This is a genomic window from Stutzerimonas stutzeri, assembly GCF_000590475.1.
GTDB classification, from domain to species: domain Bacteria; phylum Pseudomonadota; class Gammaproteobacteria; order Pseudomonadales; family Pseudomonadaceae; genus Stutzerimonas; species Stutzerimonas stutzeri_D.
In genome coordinates this window covers 167,027-185,734 of sequence record NZ_CP007441.1, presented here as the reverse complement: position 1 = coordinate 185,734, position 18,708 = coordinate 167,027, and the positions used below count along the sequence as shown (strand labels likewise).

The following is an 18,708-nucleotide window of genomic DNA, read 5'->3' as shown; positions in this document are numbered from 1 at the left end:
ACACGAGGCGCGGCGCACGGCAGGACACGACCGCGCCCATGACAGGCGGTCGTGTCAGGCAAAGGGGCGTTGCGCTATGGCGGACTAGGCAGCCAGGTCATGGATCTCGTCTCTTATGGGAGGCTTCGACGGTTCGTGGACGCCGAACGGGCTGGCAAGGATACCGAAACCGACCTGTCACCGCGACCCGCACCCGCCCGGCCGCCGATAGACGACTTGGCAATCCTCCGTGCAGGCACTTTGGCTTACTATGCGAAATCCTCACAACGAGCCCGCCATGCCTGCCCATTCCAGCCGCTTTCGCGTCGTCCTCATCGTTTTGCTGATTCTTGCCGGGCTGCTGCTGAGCATCTATTGGGCCGGGCATATCGCCGAGCGCCGCGCCTGGGCCGAACGCAGCCAGGAGGCACGCGGCCAGCTCGAACTCTATGCGCAGGCCATCCACACTCAGGTTCAGCGCTTCCGCTCGGTACCGGCATTGCTTGCTCTGGATAGTGATATCCAGGAGCTGTTGAGCAACCCCGGCGACCAGGCCCTGCGCGAGCGGTTGAACCAGCGGCTGGAGCAGCAGAACCAGGCGGCAGGCTCTTCAGTTCTGTATCTGCTCGACCGTCACGGCGAAACCCTCGCCGCCAGCAACTGGCGCGACTGGACCAGCTTCGTCGGCAACAACTACGCCTTCCGCCCTTACTTCCTCGATGCGCTGAAAAACGACTCCGGACGCTACTTCGCAGTCGGCGTGACCACCGGCATCCCCGGCTACTTCCTCTCCAGCTCGGTGAAAAACAGCGCCGGCGAAGTGGTCGGCGTGCTGGTGGTCAAGCTCGAGCTGGAGGACATGCAGCGCGAGTGGGTGGGACAATCGGGCATCCTGCTGGTAGCCGATTCGCTGGACATCGTCATCCTCACCAACCGCCCCGCCTGGCGCTTCCGCTACCTGCGTCCGCTCAGCGAAGAGGTGCGCAATCAGCTGATCACTGCCCGACGCTACGCGGAGCAGAACCTGCAACCTTTGCCGAACCAGAGCCTGCAGCGCATCGCCGAAGACAGCGAACGGCGCCAGGTGGACGGCCCGGACGGTCGCCGCAACTACCTCTGGCAGCGCCTGCAGTTGCCTGACGAAAAATGGACGCTGCATTTGCTGCAGGAGCCGCAACTGATCGTCGCCAATGTGCGCAGCTATCGCCTTGCGGCCGCTGGCGTGTGGATGACGCTGGCGTTCCTGCTGCTCTACCTGGCCCAGCGGCGCAAGACCCGACGCGTCGAACAGCGCAGCCGCAGCGAGCTGGAGCACCTGGTGGAGGCGCGTACCCGGGAGCTGCGCACCGCCCAGGATGAGCTGGTACACGCCGCGCGCATGGCGGCGCTGGGGCAGATGTCCACCGCCCTCGCCCACGAGATCAACCAGCCGCTGACCGCCCTGCGCATGCGGCCAGCCAGCGGCTGCTGCTGGACAACGGCCGCACCGAGGCGGTGCGCGAAGGCATCGGCCAGGTCGAGGGGCTGCTCGAGCGAATGGCCGCGCTGACCAGTCACCTGAAGACCTTCGCCCGCAAGAGTCCCGCCGGGCTTCGCCAACGGCTGAGCCTGGCCGAGGTGCTGGAGCAGGCGCTGCAGCTACTCGGCCCGCGAATCCGCAGCGATGGCGTCGAGGTGCTGCATCAGGTGCCGGCCGACGCCTGGGTCAGCGGCGATGGCATTCGCCTGGAACAGGTATTGATCAATCTGCTGACCAATGCCCTCGACGCCGTGCAGGGCAGCCCGGTCCGCCAGCTGCGCATCGAAAGCCACCGCGACCGCCAGGGCTGGACGCTGAGCGTCGCCGACAGTGGTGGCGGCATCGCCAGCGAGCATCTGGATCAGGTCTTCGAGCCCTTCTTCACCACCAAGCCGGTCGGTCGGGGCCTGGGCTTGGGGCTGGCGGTCTCCTACGGCATCGTGCGTGATCTCGGCGGCAATCTGGAGGTACACAACGATGCGCTCGGCGCGGTCTTCGTGCTGCATCTGCCGGCAGCCGAACAGGCCCCCGCCGAGTAGACTGGCAACTCACAGGAGGAGTGGGACATGAGCGGTCAGGTCATCTTCATCGACGACGAAGCGGCGATCCGTCAGGCCGTGCAGCAATGGCTGGAACTGTCTGGCTTCAGCGTGCGCACCTGCGCCAGCGCCCAACAGGCGCTGGCGCTGATCAACCGGGACTTTCCCGGTGTGCTGATCAGCGACGTGCGCATGCCCGACCTGGACGGCCTCGGCCTGCTGGAACGGCTGGTGGCGCTGGACCCTGAGTTGCCGGTGATCATGGTCACCGGGCACGGTGACGTGCCGATGGCGGTCCAGGCGCTGCGCCAGGGTGCCTACGACTTCATCGAGAAGCCCTTCACTCCCGAACGCCTGCTCGACAGCGTGCGCCGTGCCCAGGACAAGCGCCGGTTGGTCTGCGAAAACCGCCAGCTGCGCGAGCAGTTCACCCGCAAGGGGCGCATCGAATCGATGCTGCTGGGCGTCTCGCGCGGCATGGAACATCTCCGCCGCCAAGTGCTGGAGCTGGCCGGCACCAACGTCAACGTACTGATCCGCGGCGACACCGGCAGCGGCAAGGAGCAGGTCGCGCGCTGCCTGCATGACTTCAGCCCACGAGCGCGCAACCCGTTCGTGGCGCTGAATTGCGCGGCCATCCCGGAAACCATCTTCGAGAGCGAGCTGTTCGGCCACGAGAGTGGCGCCTTCACTGGCGCCCAGGCCAAACGCATCGGCCGGATCGAGCATGCCCACGGCGGCACCCTGTTCCTCGACGAAATCGAAAGCATGCCGCTGGCCCAGCAGGTCAAGCTGCTGCGTGTGCTGCAGGAGAAAACCTTGGAGCGGCTCGGCTCCAACCGCAGCATCGAAGTGGACCTGCGGGTGATCAGCGCGGCCAAGCCGGACCTGCTCGAAGAGGTGCGTGGCGGGCGATTCCGCGAGGACTTGCTGTACCGCCTGAATGTTGCCGAACTGCACATTCCGCCACTGCGCGATCGTCGCGAAGACATCCCGCTGCTGTTCGAGCACTTCGCCAGCCAGGCGGCCCTGCGTCATGGCCGCGATCCGGTGCCGGCCAGCCCCGCGGAGCTGGCGCAACTGCTCAGCCATGACTGGCCGGGCAACGTGCGTGAACTGATCAACGCCGCCGAACGCCATGCGCTGGGTCTGACCCCGCCGCCCTCCGCGAACGCGGGCATCCCAGCCGCGGGCACCGGTACATCGCTGGGCGAACAGATGGAAGCCTTCGAGGCGCAATGTCTGCACAGCGCCCTGCAACAACACAAGGGCAACATCACCGAGGTGATGAACCAGCTACAACTGCCGCGCCGCACCCTCAACGAAAAGATGCAGCGCCACGGCTTGAGTCGCAGTGATTACCTCCCGGCGGGTAGTAGCGACACCTGATCATCGCGTGCCTCGCACCGCTTCACTGTCAGCCCACCAGAGCTCGCCGCCACTTTTTGTAAGGAACGCCGCCCGGCCCACCCTACTCTGATCCCGCGACTATCGTCAGGCGGTTGCAATTCCCATCGCGGATGATGGCAGCGCGTATTCAAACCCTACGCTATCGCCGCCAGTTTCATAAGCGGGGCCAGGTGGCGCGCTACCAAAACATGCCGACAATCGAGCCCCAACCATTCCTCAATCAGCCTGGTCCAGCTCATTCAACCTTTGCTGCAAAAAACGCCGTTCCGGCTCCAGTTGCGCCAGCCGCAATGCATCCCGATAGGCCGCTCGCGCATCATCCAGACGGCCCAGGCGGCGGCAGAAATCGGCGCGGGCCGAGTGCAGCAGGTGGTAGTCGCGCAGCAGCCCACGGGCCAGCAGATTGTCGATCAGCGCCAGACCGGCTTCGGGTCCCTCGCGCATGGCGACCGCCACCGCACGGTTCAATTCGATGACCGGCGAGGGGCTGACCCGCAACAGCACGTCGTAGAGCCCGACGATCTGCGCCCAGTCGGTCTTAGCGGCACTGGGCGCCTCGGCATGCACGGCGACGATCGCAGCCTGCAAGGTGTAGGGACCGAAACGCCGCGAGGCCAACGCACGCTGCACCAGCGCCGAGCCTTCTTCGATCTGCGCCCGGTCCCACAGGCTGCGGTCCTGTTCGTCGAGGCGTACCAGCTCGCCCGCCTCATCGGTGCGTGCGGCGCGGCGCGAGTCGTGCAGCAACATCAGCGCCAGCAAGCCCATCAGCTCCGGGTCCGGCAGCAGTTCGAGCAGCAGCCGCCCTAACCGGATTGCTTCGGTGCTCAGGCTGGCGCGGGTCAGCTCGGCGCCGCTGGAGGCCGAATAGCCCTCGTTGAACACCAGATAAATCACCCTCAGCACGTTATCCAGGCGCGCCGGCAACTCCTCCCGCGACGGCACGCGATAGGGGATCGCGGCGTCGCGGATCTTCTGCTTGGCACGCACGATGCGCTGGGCGATGGTACTGGGCGAGGCGAGAAAGGCGCGGGCGATTTCCTCGGTCTTCAGGTCGCAGACCTGCCGCAGGGTAAGCGCCACCTGTGCATCGCCCGGTAAGGCCGGGTGACAGCAGGTGAAGACCAGCCTCAGGCGATCATCCTCCAGCGTGTCGTGATCCCAGTCGGGCTCCTCGGAAGCGTCCAGCTGATCGGCCAACAGGTTCAGCGAGGCATTGAAGCGTGCCCGCCGGCGCAGGCCGTCGATGGCCTTGAAGCGCCCAGCCGAAACCAGCCAGGCGCGCGGGTTGGCGGGTATTCCGTCATGCGGCCACTGCTGTAGCGCGGCGAAAAAGGCGTCGTGCAACGCCTCCTCGGCCAGGTCGAAGTCGCCCAGCAGACGGATCAGGGTCGCCAGCACGCGCCGCGATTCGTTGCGGTAGATGGCCTCGACAGTCCGCTGGCTCGCCGTTTCCCCGCCCGATGTGGCCGTCACGCAAACGCGCCCTGGTGACTCAACGATCAGGCAGCTGGCGCAGCGGACGCACTTCGATACTGCCCAGCGTGGCTGGCGGAATCTTCGCCGCCAACTGCACCGCCTCGTCGAAATCCGCCGCCTCCAGCAGATAGAACCCGGCCAGTTGCTCGCGGGTTTCGGCGAATGGGCCGTCAACCACCGAGACCGCACCGTCGCGTACGCGCACGGTCTTGGCGGTGCGTACCGACTGCAGCGGCTCGCCGGCGACGAAGTGGCCGCTTTGGTGCAGGCGTTCACTGTTGGCCATGCACTGGTCGACCAGGGCGGCCCACTGCTCGTCGGTCATGGCATCCACTCGTTGTTCGTCGTAGTAGACGAGGCACAGGTATTTCATGCTGTTCTCCATCACATCATGCAGACCGACAACCATAGCAGCTGGCAGCGAAAGCACGAGGGCTCCACGACGCGGCAGCTGGGCGGGGTGAGGCGGTGCTCAGTTCAAGGCTTGAGGTCGAAGCAAGCCTGACCGCTGGCCATGTCGAACGGCATCGAGAAGTGCTCGTGCATGACCTTCCAGTCGCCGCCCTGCAGGCGCCAGCAACGCGTGCCACGCATCCAGGCCGTCTGCATCTCGCCTTTCTCATTGGTGCCGCCACAGTGGTTCAGCGAATAGCTGAAGGCGAGGTCGCCGCTGGCGATGACATCGACGTCGCCAATCTCGAAGAAGCCTTCGCCCTGGCAGAAGTCGAAGCAGCGCTGCCAGTGGGCGCGATAGGCCTCGACGCCCTTGAACTGCAATTCGCCGACCGCATCGTAGGCCACGACGTCGGGCGCGTACTGGGCCATGATCCGATCGACATCCTTGCTGGCAACGAGCTGTTCGAACTCGGCCATCAGTTCACGGATACGGGTTTCGCCGTTCTGAATATCGCTTGCGGTGTTCATGTTCGTTTCCTCTTGATTGGGATGACCCATGTCGCGATGACAATCCAACACGTTTGATTGCGGACGGAACGCGGGTCATGGCGGCGCGCGTGGATGCAATGCCCGCACCTCGGCGCATCCCAGGCGTACGGGCGGAATGCGTGAAGCCAGCACAATGGCGTCGTTGAGATCGTAGGCCTCGAACAGGTAGATGGCGGCTGGTTGTTCGCGCCCTTCGGCCACCGGACCATCGTGCAGCGAGACGTGATCGCCTTGTATGCGCAGGGTGGTGGTGCTGAGTGCCGAATGCAGCGCTTCGCCGACTATCAGCCGGCCGCTGCGTTGCAGGCATTCGCGGTAATCGCGACATTCCGCCTCCAGCACCGCGCGATCGGCAAGGGACAGGCCCGCCAGAACGGTCTCGTCCAGATAAACCAGGCACAGATAACGCATCGCTGCATCCTCGACGGAGCGGTTGTTACCTGTAGTCGAATAACTGGGGGCTGAATCGACAGGCGCTACAAAAAAGTTGCCATCACCTGTACGCGGTTACATGGGGGAAGCGGGTCAATCCGAGAGAATCGCTTCGAGCTGCTCGAAAGAATAGGGCTTGGGCAGAGAGCGAGCCTGCAGTTCCGTTTCGATCACGCCATCACCGGAAACGAACACCACCCGCAGCCTGGGGTGTGCCTGAAGCGCCAGCGCCGCGAACTCAGGACCAGACATTCCAGGCAGGTTTACGTCCACCAGCAAACAATCGAAGTGCCGTTCGTCCAGCGCCTGCGACGCCTCTTCGGCGGAATGGAAGCCAACGGCGGCAAACCCCAACTCTTCCAGCATTTCGCACGTCAATTCGAGCAGTTGCGGCTGGTCTTCGACGACCATGGCGTAACGGCGCATGGGCTGTGTGCCGACATCGTCTGGCGCTTGCGTCAGGTCACGCTGCCCTAGGAGCTGGCGGATCTTTCGCGCCAGATCCTCCTGACGATAGGGCTTGCTCAGCAATTCCACGCCGGCATCCAGCTTGCCACCGTGGACGATCGCGTTTCGCGTGTAGCCCGAGGTGAACAGCACAGCGATATTCGGCAACAGCAACTTCGCCTGCCGTGCCAGTTCGGTACTGCTGAGCTTGCCGGGCATGACCACGTCGGTGAACAACAGATCGATCACCATGCCGCTGTGCAGAATGCTCAGGGCGCTCTGGGCATCATTGGCCCGTAACACGCGGTAGCCGAGACCGGACAGCAATTCGATGACCGTGGCCTGCACCGCAAGGTCGTCCTCGACGACCAGAATCGTCTCGTTTCCCCCCACAGCGGGGCCGACCGGCAGCGGAACGGCAGTCACCTCCGGCTGCTCAGTACGTGGCAGGTACAGCTTGACCGTCGTGCCGCTGCCCAGCTCGCTATAGATGCGGATATGGCCGCCGCTCTGTTTGGCAAAGCCATAGGCCATGCTCAACCCGAGCCCCGTGCCTTCACCTTCCGCCTTGGTGGTGTAGAAGGGTTCGAAGGCTCGCTCGATGGTCTGTTCCGTCATGCCGACACCCGTGTCGGAGACCGCCAGCAGAACGTATTGACCTGGCTCGACGTCAACCTGAGTTTGCGCGTAATGCTCGTCGAGCATGGCATTGCAGAGTTCGAGGGTCAGCTTGCCGCCCTCGCTCATGGCATCACGGGCGTTTATCGCCAGGTTGAGCAGGACATTTTCGAGTTGGTTCGGATCGACCATGGTCGTCCAGAGGCCGCCGGCGACAATGGTTTCAATTTCCACCCGCTCGCCCAACGCCTGGCGCAACAGCTCGTCCATGTTGCGCAGCAAGCGGCTCAGATTGGTGGGTGTCGGCCGCAAAGGCTGCCTGCGGGCAAAGGCCAGCAACTCGGCCGCCAGCTTGGCTCCTCGCTCAACCGCCTGGGCAGCGGCATCCAGGCGCTCCGACCCAAGCTGGGCGCTGGCAAGCATTGGCCGCATCAGCTGCAAGTTGCCGGCGATCACCTGAAGCACATTGTTGAAATCATGGGCTACACCGCCGGTCAGCTTGCCAATCGCTTCCAGCTTCTGCGATTGATACAGCGCATGGCGGCTTTGCTCGAGCTCACGGGTGCGCTCGTTCACCAGCTCCAGCAGGTTGTCTTGGGACTGCTGCAGCGCTTGCTGAGCGAGGATCTGCTGCGTCACGTCGTGACCTTGACAGAAGATTCCGCTCACTTCGTCCTGCTCGGTCAATATCGGCTGGAAGATGAAATCGACGAAACGCCGTTGCGCCCCTGCAGATCCGGTGCGGCTGACCAGAACAGGATTGGCCCGGCCCACGTAGGGTCGTTTGGTGGCATAGATTTGATCCAGCAGCTCGCCTAGATCCCGCCCCTCGGTCTGAGGGAAGACGACCAATGCCGGCTGACCGACCACGTCGCGCAGCCCGACCAGCTGGTGGAAGGCGCGGTTGGCGATTTCCAGGATGTGCTGCGGGCCCTGGGTAATTGCGATGAAGCCCGGGGCCTGATCGAACAGGCGATGCAGATGCTGACGCTCTTCCGTCATCTCCCGCCCACGTTGTTCGCTGGCGCGGCGCTCGGCAGCCAGGGTAGTAATGTCGCGAATGGTCAACGACACACCGATGATCTGTCGATTTCCGTCACGCACGGCCGAGGGCAGAATTTCCAGCGTCATATCGACGCCGTCCACCGTGCAGGTGCATTCGTGCGGGTGAGAAGCCGTGCCGGCGAGAACTTGATGTACGCCAGCCTGTAGCGAGGGTGACCAGAACGGGAGTCGCTCGGCATCGAGCTGTACGGCCTCGCCTATCCGCAGCCGGAACAGCTCTTCGGCCCCGGCGCTCCAGTACAACACGCTGAGCGCGCTATCGAGGCCGACGATCGCGTCCCGTGCGGCGTCAATGAAGTTATGCAGGTAATGGTCAGCGTTCAGCCGTCGCTGGTAGTTGCCTTCGACCGGCAGAGGCGGCTCGCTGAGCAATGCATTGGCGCGATCGAGCGTAGTGCGTAGCCGACGCCTGCGCTGATGCCCTGCAAGCGCCTGAGCGATTTGACGGCTCAGCTGGGGCTCGGCGACTTCGACAATCGACCAGTGCGAGCCGATCAGGGGGGCCACACCGAACGCCCGGCGCAGCTGCTCGGCGCCGCCGACAGCACACAGGAAAATCAACTCACAGTGGTGCCAGTGCGCACGTAGCGCCCGTGCCGAGATCAGCGGTCGGGGCAGCCCCGGCATCAGCAGCACCAAGGCCGGTTCGGTCTGCGCAGCCAGGGTCGTACTCGGGCTTTCGACGAGCTGGTCCTGGGTCACGACAGTCATCCGCAGCTGTTGGTCGACCACCACCTTGTCGACAAGCTGCTGCGCTGCATCATCCGCGCCACGCGCGGCAATCAAGGCAACCGACGGTCTGTCCACGGAAACACTCAAAGCAACGGCAGGCCGAGCAAACTGCGGCCTGTCCATAATTTCAGCAAATCAGTGGTTGGACTCATCACATGGGCCGCACGGGCATCGCGAAGCATTTGCGCTACCCGACTGTTGCCCCGATACGCAGCGCCGCCGCAGATGGTCATTGCCTCATTGGTCAGCATGACTGCCGTCTCACCGGCGTCGGCCTTGCACGACAGGATGAAGGGCAGCGCATCCGGATGATTCATATCGCCGCGCCGAGCCGCCTCGCGAATCAGGGCGCGGGTCTTCTCGACGGCCGTCCACATCTCGGCGTAGCGGATCTGTAATGCCTCGACATCGCGTAGCGATTCGCCCGAGTGCGTATAACGCCGCGCGCGCAGATGCTCGCCTGCGGCATCCAGGGCCGATTGGGCAATACCCAGATAGGTACCGGCCATGGCCATCAGAAAGAATGGCGCCACAACTTCGAAGACGTACCAGACCTGATCGCCTTTTTCGCCCAACAGGTTTTGCACCGGCACCGACACCTCGTCCAGGCGCAGCGGCCGCGATGAATTACCTCGCATGCCGAATCCGGACCAAGCCTCGAGCCAACTCATGCCCTGGCTGTCGCCATCGACGATCAGGCAACTGAAATCACCCGTCTCGCTACCCTCGTCACTGGCCACCGTGGAGACGACATAGGAGTCGGCATGCCCACCATTGGTGACGAACTGTTTGGTGCCGGTGACAGTGAAGTGCTCGCCATCCGACTCGATGCGCGTCTGTGGCAGGTAGAAATGGGCGCCCGTACCATGTTCGGAGAGCGCCAGAGTGGTGATGTGACGGCCCTCGGCGATCGCTCGCAGATAACGGTCCTGCTGATGCTGGGTGGCCTTGGCGGCGATCACCGCTGTCCCGACGCAATGCATGCCGAAGCAGAGTGCCGAAGACGGACACGCCCTGCCGATGGTTTCAGTGATAACACTCAACCCGAGCAGCCCCTGGCCGTGTCCGCCCAGCTCGGTCGGCACTTGCAGCCCAAGCAGTCCGGCCTCGCCCAACACCTTCATCGAATGGGCCGGCCACTGAGCGTTCTGATCGACCTTAGCGGCCTCCGGGGCTATATGCGTCTCGATAAGCGAGGCTGCAATGCCCTGTAGCTCGTTGAGCCGAGCGGGTAACTGATAGTCCATAGGAAGGCCACGCTAGGAATTGAAGTTCGTTTGAGGCATGACCGTTACCGAGGGTCGGTTTGCCTAAAGCTGCGCACCGCCGCAACGAAGTACGGGGTGAGCGAATCGCGAGATGGGTAACTTACCCAGCTCTGGATAGACCGCGTAACGCCCGCGGCAGTTCGAATAGAGCCAAGAGCACGGGGTGCGGCTCGGATGCCACATCCATACCGAACCCCCGAGCACTGATGTGTTCAACCTAGAGGGCCGAAGCGTGTGCCCAGGTCGATCATCAACAGAATAGGGAAAGCATCCATGCACGGCCTATTGCAAATACGCCTCGGCATCGCCGCGGCTCTCTTGGCATTCAGCACAGCGGGAGCAGCAGCACCCATGTATCAAGTATTGATCGGCAGCTATACCGGCGACGACAACAGCAAGGGGATCTACCGCATGCAGTTCGATGCCGGAAATGGCCAGCTCGAATCAAAGCCCTTGCAGGTCGTGCGAACCGATAACCCCTCCTGGCTGGCGCTGGATCTGAACCGCAACCGGCTTTACGCAGCAAACGAGAACGGGCCGGGACAGCCCGATCCCGTGGGCCGTGTGAGCGCTTTCATCATGGCGCCGAACAGCGGTCAGCTATCACCGCTGGCGCAGCAGATCACCCTGGGTGACGAGCCCACGCACCTGAGCCAGAGCCGGGACGGTCGCTACCTGTTCGTTTCCAACTACGGCTCCAATCCCAACCCCGGCGGCAGCCTGGCGGTGATGCCGACGGCCAAGGACGGGACGCTCATGCCGGTGACGCAGATCGCCACGCACAAGGCCAGCGAAGTGCACCCCGAGCGTCAGCAATCGTCGCACGTACATTCGGCAGTGGTGTCGCCGGACGGCAAGACCCTGTTCGTCAGCGACCTGGGCGCGGACAAGATTTTTGCTTATCGCTACGACCCGGCCAATGCAGAGCGCCCGCTGTCGCCCGCCGACCCGGCCTTCATCAGCCTGCCGGAGGGCAGCGGCCCGCGCCATCTGGTGTTCAGCCCGGATGGCCTCCAGGCTTACGTCACCTTGGAACTCAGCGCTCAGGTGGCGCGCTTCGATCATGTCGACGGCAGTCTGGTGCAGCGGCAACTGGTCGATCTGGCCGCAGGCGGTGACATCAAGCTGCACTCGCCGGGCGCCATCCATCCGTCAGCCGATGGCCGCTTTCTCTATATCAGCGATCGCGCCGAAAAGAACCGCATCATGGTCTATGCCATCGAGGACAACGCCAACCTGCGTGAGATTCAGCAGCGCTCCAGCGAGGGCCGCGAACCGCGGGAGTTCGCCATCGACCCGAGCGGGCGATACATGATCATTGCCAACCAGAAAAGTGATGCGCTGGTGGTGCTGCGGCGCGACCCCGACAACGGCATGCTGGGCGATACCCTGCAGACGCTGCCGATCGGACGCCCCTCGGATGTGAAGTTCATCGATCGCAGCGGGCTCTAAACCATAGAGCCGGGTAGCGTCAGAGGGTATTCGCCAGAAACATCAACGACCGCCCGTGCGCCAGCGCAGCGGCGGTCTGGTTGTACATCGGGCGCTCCCAGCAGTTGAAGCCGTGATCGACACCGGCATAGGTCTCGATCTGCGCCGATTTGCCAGCCATCGCCTGGCGCACCGCGGCCACCGCATCGGCCGAAATGTAGTGGTCCTTTTCGGCGAAATGGAACAGCGTCGGGCAACCGATCTTCTCAGCCTGGTCCAGCCGGTTTTCGATGCTGCCGGGGTAATAGCAGATTGCGCCGTCCACTCCGGCATTGGCGGCACAGAGAAACGAGAGTAAGCCGCCCATGCAGTAGCCGATCGATGCCACCTCGCCGCTGCAATCGTCGCGCTTGCGCAGCGTTTCGACGCTGCGCCGCAAGTCATCGATGGTCAGGTCGAAATCGAGCTGCTTCTTCAGCTCGACCGCACGGTTCCAGTCCTGCTCGGCGTAGCCCAGCTGGATACCCGGCTCGCTGCGCCAGAACAGGTCCGGCGCAAGCACCACGTAGCCATCACGTGCGTACTGGTCGGCGACAGCCTGGATGTGATCGTTAACCCCGAAGATTTCTTGAATCAGCACCAGCCCCGGACCGGTACCGGTCGGCGGCAGGGACAGGTAGCCCTTGAAGGTTCCGTCCTGCGCAGAAATATCGATCCACTGTGAAGTCATTTGCGTCTCCTCTGGCCTGAAGGGGGTTGCAGACCACCGATTATCAGCCACCCGTAAAGGGGCCACTGTCAAAGGAGTTGCGACAGGAGCTGCCGGTCAGAGTTCGTTGCGAGCCGGCTTAGGCGGGTTGGTCGCCGGCGCCTTCGGAGCAGTAGGCCGAATGGAGGGCAGGTCCGGTCGAGAGCTGGCTCATTCGAACGAATCGCGACAACACATCGAGACATGGTTGCTTGCACCCACTAGCAGATCTCTTTACCCGTCAGCTGTGTGCCACGGCAGACCATGGCCGAGCGTCCCGTCCCGGCCACAGCGGCGCGGTGTTTAACGGCAGCAGGCGACCCACCCGCGTCGTACATCAAGGCTCGCCGGAGGCATCTCCGGCCGCCGAGCGAGGCCGCACCGCAGGCGGCTAGCGCTCGGGGTTCTGCGGCTTGGGACGCTTCAACGCTTCTTCTTCGCTGACCTCATCCGCCATGCCCGGCGGCACGTTGTAGGCACCGCCCGGTACGTCGTTGCGATCGCCGCCGGCAACTTCGCCATTGCGAGGGTCGCGCGCCTGATCACTGCGTTTTTCGTTGCGGTCGCTGAGCGTTTCGGGATTTGCCTTGTCACGTTCGGATGGGTTCATGGGACCTCCGTCTGATTGATCATCGGACACGCCTCGGTGCCTCCGTAGTTAGGAAGGCGATGGGCACTGGAAGTTGCACGTTGACCACCCGGCAGGACGACCGGCCATTCGGCAGACCTGCTGAACTTATCCCGGTCGGCAGCAGCCCAAAAAGCATCTGGGGACCTCCCCAACTGCCGCCGTGTGAAGTTATGCAATTGACTCGAAGCCTGCCCGTAGACGCCGTTCCCGTTGCTCCGGAAACGGCGACGCCCTCCAAGACGCTTTATTTCGCCCTGCTCGACGCGCCTGACAGCGACAGCGTCCGTATCAGCGCGGCGCAGTACCTCAACGCCCAGTTGGATGCTGCGTCCGCGCTGCCCTGCGACCTGCCGGATGCCCCCACGGGGTTGGGCGAATGGCTCGACGGCCATACGGCGAAGATCGGCGGCCAATACCAGGCATACCTCGACGAGCGCCGCGCCGGTGCACCGCGCCGTTATTTCTCCAGCAAGGCCCACGCGCTGCACTTCCTGCGGGGCGTGGCACCGACCAAACTGGTCGACGGGGCCTGGCTTTACGGCCTGCTGCAGCGCTGGGACGATGCGCGCTTCACTGCGCTGATCCAGACCTATCTCGAGGAGCTCGGCGAAGGGCAGCCGGAAAAGAACCATGTCGTGCTCTATCGCAAACTGCTCGCCAGCCAGGGCTGCGACGACTGGCAGAGCCTCGCGGATGAGCACTTCGTCCAGGGCGCGATCCAGCTGGCGTTGGCCGAACACGCCGAACAGTTTCTGCCCGAGGTGATCGGTTTCAATCTGGGCTACGAGCAGCTACCGCTGCATCTGCTGATCAGTTCCTACGAGCTCACCGAATTGGGCATCGACCCTTACTATTTCACCCTGCACGTGACGGTCGACAACGCCGACAACGGCCATGCGAAAAAGGCCATTCAAGGTCTACTGGCCGCCTGGCCGCAGGTTGGCGACAGCGAGGAATTCTATCGCCGGGTCGTCAACGGTTATCGCCTCAACGATCTGGGCGCCAGCACGCTCTCGGTGATCGGCGGCTTCGATCCCGAACAGGAGGTGCTGCGCGTGCTGGAAAAGAAGGCCGGCGTCGGGCAGTTCGTGCATTCCGATTACTGCCGCTTCGATGGCTACACGGTCAACCAGTGGCTGGCCGAGCCGGAGCGGATTCCCCAGTTCCTCGACACCTTGCAGCACCGCGGTTGGATCAAGCGCCACGAAGATCCGCAGCACAGCCGCTTCTGGCAACTGATTACCGGAGAACAGGCACCGATGTTCGGTGTATTCAGCGCCCACGAGCAGCAACTGCTGCATGACTGGATCGCCGGCGACTGGCTGGCGGAGCAGGCCCCGACCCGGGGCAAGCCGCATCCTTCCCTGGCGCAGCGCCAGGGTCAGTTCAGCGGCCGACGGCGCGTTACCAGCGAACGACCAGCCAAGCCCGCCCTGGTGCAGGATAAAGCCCAGGCGGTCAGCGATTTCGATCAGGAGGCTCAGCTGCTGGAACAGCAACTGGCGCAACTGCCGACGCGCGAGGCGCGCATGCGCCATTTGCTGCCCTTGCTGGCTCCCTCCCGCCACCACAGCGCTGCCGGCCTGCTCGCGACTCGGCTTTTCACCGGACTGTTCAACTGAAGGCGAAACCTCGCCAGGGAATCACATGACTTTGGAAAACGCACGGGACCGCGCACTGCTGCATCTGGCTCAGGCGCTGCGCGAGCGCGGCTATCACTTCATCACCCCAACCCCGTTGACCCACGAACGGGTCAATCAGCGAATCGAGAATGCCCTGGCCAAGGACCTGACCGGCGTGTTCGGCTGGTCCCGGCCATTCCAGCATGAGCTGCTGCCACCGGCGGTGTTCAGCTTGATGGACCAGGCCGGTGTACTTGAGCCCTGCGGCTCGCGCTGGCGCAGTCGGGTTCGCTTGTCGACTCTCGACGGTCAGCTGTTCATCCATTCGGCCTATCCCACCGATGCGCCGGACGCCGTATTTTTCGGCCCGGATACCTACCGTTTCGCCAATGCCATCCTGGCGCACCTGAACAACCACAAGGGCAGCATCAGCCGCGCGGTGGATATCGGTTGCGGCTCCGGCGCCGGCGCCATTCTTACCGCACTGGCGCGACCACAGGCCGAGGTGGTGGCGGTGGACATCAACCCCGAAGCGTTGCGCCTGACGCGGATCAACGCGACCCTCGCCGGCGCTGACAACTTGACGGCTCGGCATAGCGATCTGCTCAACGACGTCGAAGGCGAGTTCGATCTGATACTGGCCAATCCCCCTTACCTGATCGACCCGAGAGAGCGCGCCTATCGTCACGGCGGCGGCCCGTTGGGGGCGGGTCTGTCGCTGGCAATTTTCGATAGCGCCCTGAAGCGGCTCGCCCCGTGCGGCACGCTGCTGCTTTATACCGGCGTGGCGATGCCGGGCAGCCATGATCCGTTCCTCCACGAAATCCGCCTGCGTATGGAAGGACGCGGGCTGCAATGGGCCTACCACGAAGTCGACCCGGATGTATTCGGTGAGGAATTGCTCGATGGTGCCTACACCGAGTGCGACCGCATCGCCGCGGTGGTGCTGGAAGTGACCCGACCGGCTGAGTGAAGCAGCGTGCGCCGCCTTGCCAGTCACCGCATGGAAAACGCTTCGCGGTTTTCCGCGCTACACCGGCAGCAACACTAGGCAGGCCGACAGTGTGATTAATGAGCCCAGCGTGGAATACAGCACCACGCGCGAGACCCGCGAGGCCTCGCGGCCATAGAACTCGGCGAGCATGTAGGGCCCGGTACCGGTGGGCAGCGCGCTCAGCAGTAGCGCCGAATAGGCCCAGAGCGTCGGCAGCTCGAACACCTGGAACGCCAGATACCAGGTGATCAGCGGCTGCACCACCAGCTTCAACGCCACCAGCGGCCAGACGCCCGTGACCTCGCCGCCGGGTTGCGGCTGGGCGAGAAACAGCCCCAGCGACACCAGCGCGCAAGGTGCGGCCGCTGCGCCGACCAATTTCAGCAGGGTCGCCAGCGGTACGGGTAGGGCCATTCCGCTCGCGGCCCACAAGCCTCCGAGCAACGGCGCCACTACCAAGGGGTTACGCAATAGCGCACCGCTGACCTTGCCCAACGTTCGGCTGAAACCTTGGCCGGCATGCAACCCGGTCTCCACGCACGCCAGTGCGATGGCGAACAGCACGCAGACGACGATGATCGAGGCCACCATTGCGGGTTGCAGCGCCTCGTCACCGAGCACCAGCATGCACAGCGGAATGCCGATATAGCCGGTGTTGGCGTAGGACGCTCCCAATGCATCGAGGCTGGCGTCGGCCAGCGGTAGCTTCTGCATCAGGCGGTAGATCAGGGTGAAGCCGAACACGCCAAGACAGCCCACCGAGAACGCCGTGATAAAGCCCGGCTGCCAAAGCTGCTCCCAGGTGGAATTGGCGACAACACTGAACAGCAGCGCCGGCAGCCCCAGCCAGACCACGAAACGATTCAGCTCGGAAGCGCCGCTCGGCCCCATGCGGCCGGTGCGGCGGCAGATAAAGCCCAGGAAGATCAGTGCAAAAACCGGCAGGACGACGTTGACGACGGCGGACATGAATTCTCATCGGGTGGTGACCGCCAAAGGTGGCGGTACGGGACGGGCTGCAGACCTTAGCAAAAAATGGCCTCTCGCATTCTCCGAGGCGAATCGCCCGCTCGGGAAGAAAGAGGGTGTTGGCTGGAGGTTTCGCTTTCACGCCGATTAGCGAGTTGGATGGACGCTTGGTTTCGCCCTGCTGGGCGAGTCGCTTTTTCGGTTGTCGAAAGTAAGCAAAACCGCTTGCCCCTTCATATTGCGCTGTTGCGGGAGCGGGCCTTGGCCGCGAAGCTTTGGGCTTGGACTTCCGAGCCTAAGGCCCGATGGCGGAGCTGGCTGAGGCATTGGTTTCGCCCTGCCGGGCGAGTCCCTTTTGGCAACAGCCCCAAAAGGAACCAAAAGGTCTTGCCCCCGCATCCGGCCCCGGCTGCGCCGGGGTTCGTTCGCTCCATCGCCGCTCCGAGGGTCGCCGTACGAGGGCCATCCATGGCCCTATACGGCTCTCGCCGCATCCCTGCGGCTCGCCCCTCTACACAACGATTCCGCTCTCCCTCCTGATGGGGCGTTTCGCATCGCCTGATAGTTCGCACAAAAAAAAATCAAAACCAAGAACAAAAGAACAAAAGAACAAAAGAACAAAAGAGACCGTCAGGCGACTCGGACTTCTGCCCCTTTCAAGAGGCCGAGCGTAGACGCTGCACGGGGTACGCGAAGCATAGATGCCGAGCGAGTCGGGCCGCAGACAGGTACGTTCTTTCGCGAGGGGCTTTCTAGTTCGGTCCCCAGATTAGCGTCTAAAGCGCCTTGCTCGTTTACCAACAGACGAACCATCAGACGACACCGAACGCCCCGTCAGAAGGCCGAATGGAATCGCTGCGCAGAGGGGTGAGCGGCATGGATGCCGCGAAAGCCGTGAAGGGCCATGGATGGCCCTTACGCGGCGACCCTCGGAGCAGCGATGGTATGAGGGAAGTCGAGCGCAGCGAGACCCGGATGCAGGGGCAAGCGTTTTTGCTTACTTTTTTCGCGTTTGAAAAAAGTGAGTCGCCCAGCAGGGCGAAACCAATGCCTCAGCCAACCGCCCAGTGGAGGTAATCACTCAAGCCCAACGCCCAAAGCTCCGCGGCCAAGGCCGCTCCACGACAGTACACGGCAAAAACGTTTTGCTTACCTGTTTCGGACCGGCCATCCAGCGTTTGCAAAAATAAGTTGCCCAGCAAGGCTCTCAAACAACTCACTGATCGCCTAGACCGCAAAAACCAACCAACGCAGACCCTCCCGCCTCAGTGACAGCCGAAATGCTCCCTAATGCAGCACCGTCGACGGACTGTACCCATTCGGCTCCGCCCGAGCCGCGGCAAACTCCGCGTCGACGCGCCCACGCATGGCATCCGGCGATTGGGAAAAACCGCTGCGATCGCTGTAATCCCACTCGACGACGGGCTCGCTTTCACTGGCCAGACCACGCGCACAGGACACGTCCAGCGCCGTGATGCCCGCCACCGCACCCGCGGCGATGGCCGCGTTGACCTGCTCGGTACCGGTCTCGATGCTCATGCCGAGCCCGGCCAAATCCAGCATATCGCCGCCGATGCGGACGTAGATCCAGGGCTTGGGATCGTCGCTCAACAGCAGCCCGACGCCGGTAGCGATTTCACGCGCACCGCAGGCGCGGATCAGACCTTCGTTACCGGGCACGCCGAGAAAACGAGCCAGCTTGCCGGGCATCAGCACTTCGGCCAGGCCCAGCCCGATGCTGAACCAGCCGAGGCCACGGGCAAGCGTACGGGCGGAGTGGTTGGTATGGGTGACACGATGTGGAACGCTCATGAATCAGTCCCTCCTCGGGGCTTGGAGAAGCAGCCGACCACGTCCCGCTGGCGAGACGCGAGGCCCGC

14 protein-coding genes and 1 pseudogene are annotated in these 18,708 nt (G+C 63.5%); 5 read left to right on the top strand and 10 right to left on the bottom strand.

Features of this window, described 5'->3' with window-relative positions:
- Positions 1 to 277 precede the first annotated feature (277 nt).
- Positions 278 to 2,037 (top strand): annotated as a pseudogene (locus CH92_RS00860) (sensor histidine kinase).
- 27 nt (positions 2,038 to 2,064) lie between these two features.
- Positions 2,065 to 3,426, top strand: a complete 1,362-nt coding sequence (locus CH92_RS00855) for a sigma-54-dependent transcriptional regulator (RefSeq protein WP_025239912.1) — start codon at positions 2,065 to 2,067, stop codon at positions 3,424 to 3,426.
- Positions 3,427 to 3,663: 237 nt separating this feature from the next.
- On the opposite strand, the gene CH92_RS00850 is transcribed toward CH92_RS00855, so the two are convergent.
- The 6 genes from CH92_RS00850 to CH92_RS00825 all read right to left on the bottom strand — a co-directional run bounded on the left by CH92_RS00850 (position 3,664) and on the right by CH92_RS00825 (position 10,412).
- On the bottom strand, positions 3,664 to 4,923 hold the full coding sequence (locus tag CH92_RS00850) for an RNA polymerase sigma factor (RefSeq protein WP_025239911.1): 1,260 nt from the start codon (positions 4,921 to 4,923) through the stop codon (positions 3,664 to 3,666).
- Positions 4,924 to 4,942: 19 nt separating this feature from the next.
- Positions 4,943 to 5,299, bottom strand: coding sequence for a YciI family protein (locus CH92_RS00845; RefSeq protein ID WP_025239910.1), 357 nt, complete (start codon positions 5,297 to 5,299; stop codon positions 4,943 to 4,945).
- 104 nt (positions 5,300 to 5,403) lie between these two features.
- Positions 5,404 to 5,850, bottom strand: a complete 447-nt coding sequence (locus CH92_RS00840) for a YybH family protein (RefSeq protein ID WP_025239909.1) — start codon at positions 5,848 to 5,850, stop codon at positions 5,404 to 5,406.
- 75 nt (positions 5,851 to 5,925) lie between these two features.
- On the bottom strand, positions 5,926 to 6,282 hold the full coding sequence (locus CH92_RS00835) for a YciI family protein (RefSeq protein WP_025239908.1): 357 nt from the start codon (positions 6,280 to 6,282) through the stop codon (positions 5,926 to 5,928).
- A 114-nt stretch (positions 6,283 to 6,396) separates the two neighbouring features.
- The gene (locus tag CH92_RS00830; protein WP_144381072.1) at positions 6,397 to 9,144 is read right to left on the bottom strand and encodes a response regulator; all 2,748 of its coding nucleotides are present in this window, start codon (positions 9,142 to 9,144) and stop codon (positions 6,397 to 6,399) included.
- Positions 9,145 to 9,248: 104 nt separating this feature from the next.
- Positions 9,249 to 10,412: an acyl-CoA dehydrogenase family protein gene (locus CH92_RS00825; protein ID WP_025239906.1), complete on the bottom strand. Its 1,164-nt coding sequence runs from the start codon at positions 10,410 to 10,412 to the stop codon at positions 9,249 to 9,251.
- A gap of 294 nt (positions 10,413 to 10,706) precedes the next feature.
- On the opposite strand from CH92_RS00825, the gene CH92_RS00820 reads away from it, so the two are divergent.
- On the top strand, positions 10,707 to 11,885 hold the full coding sequence (locus CH92_RS00820) for a lactonase family protein (protein ID WP_200869635.1): 1,179 nt from the start codon (positions 10,707 to 10,709) through the stop codon (positions 11,883 to 11,885).
- A gap of 19 nt (positions 11,886 to 11,904) precedes the next feature.
- Here the strand turns inward: CH92_RS00820 and CH92_RS00815 are convergent, their stop codons facing one another.
- The gene (locus tag CH92_RS00815; RefSeq protein WP_025239904.1) at positions 11,905 to 12,594 is read right to left on the bottom strand and encodes a dienelactone hydrolase family protein; all 690 of its coding nucleotides are present in this window, start codon (positions 12,592 to 12,594) and stop codon (positions 11,905 to 11,907) included.
- A gap of 409 nt (positions 12,595 to 13,003) precedes the next feature.
- The gene (locus tag CH92_RS00810) at positions 13,004 to 13,222 is read right to left on the bottom strand and encodes a hypothetical protein (RefSeq protein WP_025239903.1); all 219 of its coding nucleotides are present in this window, start codon (positions 13,220 to 13,222) and stop codon (positions 13,004 to 13,006) included.
- A gap of 191 nt (positions 13,223 to 13,413) precedes the next feature.
- Here CH92_RS00810 and CH92_RS00805 point away from each other — a divergent pair, with 191 nt between their 5' ends.
- Together CH92_RS00805 and CH92_RS00800 are read left to right on the top strand one after the other, a co-directional pair.
- Positions 13,414 to 14,865, top strand: a complete 1,452-nt coding sequence (locus CH92_RS00805) for an iron-containing redox enzyme family protein (protein ID WP_025239902.1) — start codon at positions 13,414 to 13,416, stop codon at positions 14,863 to 14,865.
- Positions 14,866 to 14,890: 25 nt separating this feature from the next.
- A complete protein-coding gene (locus tag CH92_RS00800) occupies positions 14,891 to 15,838 on the top strand; it encodes a methyltransferase (protein ID WP_025239901.1) in 948 nt (315 codons plus the stop codon).
- Between the two features lie 57 nt (positions 15,839 to 15,895).
- Here CH92_RS00800 and CH92_RS00795 read toward each other — a convergent pair whose 3' ends face one another.
- Positions 15,896 to 16,828 carry an AEC family transporter gene (locus CH92_RS00795; RefSeq protein ID WP_025239900.1) on the bottom strand — a complete coding sequence of 311 codons (933 nt, stop codon included), beginning with the start codon at positions 16,826 to 16,828 and terminating at the stop codon, positions 15,896 to 15,898.
- A 1,287-nt stretch (positions 16,829 to 18,115) separates the two neighbouring features.
- Positions 18,116 to 18,640 carry a hypothetical protein gene (locus CH92_RS00785; protein ID WP_025239898.1) on the bottom strand — a complete coding sequence of 175 codons (525 nt, stop codon included), beginning with the start codon at positions 18,638 to 18,640 and terminating at the stop codon, positions 18,116 to 18,118.
- Between the last annotated feature and the right edge of the window lie 68 nt (positions 18,641 to 18,708).

Excerpts from the sequence above, each read along its gene's own strand:
- CH92_RS00855 (WP_025239912.1), top strand. The coding sequence starts at position 2,065 with ATGAGCGGTCAGGTCATCTTCATCGACGACGAAGCGGCGATCCGTCAG.
- CH92_RS00845 (WP_025239910.1), bottom strand. The coding sequence starts at position 5,299 with ATGAAATACCTGTGCCTCGTCTACTACGACGAACAACGAGTGGATGCC.
- CH92_RS00840 (WP_025239909.1), bottom strand. The coding sequence starts at position 5,850 with ATGAACACCGCAAGCGATATTCAGAACGGCGAAACCCGTATCCGTGAA.
- CH92_RS00835 (WP_025239908.1), bottom strand. The coding sequence starts at position 6,282 with ATGCGTTATCTGTGCCTGGTTTATCTGGACGAGACCGTTCTGGCGGGC.
- CH92_RS00830 (WP_144381072.1), bottom strand. The coding sequence starts at position 9,144 with ATGACTGTCGTGACCCAGGACCAGCTCGTCGAAAGCCCGAGTACGACC.
- CH92_RS00825 (WP_025239906.1), bottom strand. The coding sequence starts at position 10,412 with ATGGACTATCAGTTACCCGCTCGGCTCAACGAGCTACAGGGCATTGCA.
- CH92_RS00820 (WP_200869635.1), top strand. The coding sequence starts at position 10,707 with ATGCACGGCCTATTGCAAATACGCCTCGGCATCGCCGCGGCTCTCTTG.
- CH92_RS00815 (WP_025239904.1), bottom strand. The coding sequence starts at position 12,594 with ATGACTTCACAGTGGATCGATATTTCTGCGCAGGACGGAACCTTCAAG.
- CH92_RS00810 (WP_025239903.1), bottom strand. The coding sequence starts at position 13,222 with ATGAACCCATCCGAACGTGACAAGGCAAATCCCGAAACGCTCAGCGAC.
- CH92_RS00805 (WP_025239902.1), top strand. The coding sequence starts at position 13,414 with ATGCAATTGACTCGAAGCCTGCCCGTAGACGCCGTTCCCGTTGCTCCG.
- CH92_RS00800 (WP_025239901.1), top strand. The coding sequence starts at position 14,891 with ATGACTTTGGAAAACGCACGGGACCGCGCACTGCTGCATCTGGCTCAG.
- CH92_RS00795 (WP_025239900.1), bottom strand. The coding sequence starts at position 16,828 with ATGTCCGCCGTCGTCAACGTCGTCCTGCCGGTTTTTGCACTGATCTTC.
- CH92_RS00785 (WP_025239898.1), bottom strand. The coding sequence starts at position 18,640 with ATGAGCGTTCCACATCGTGTCACCCATACCAACCACTCCGCCCGTACG.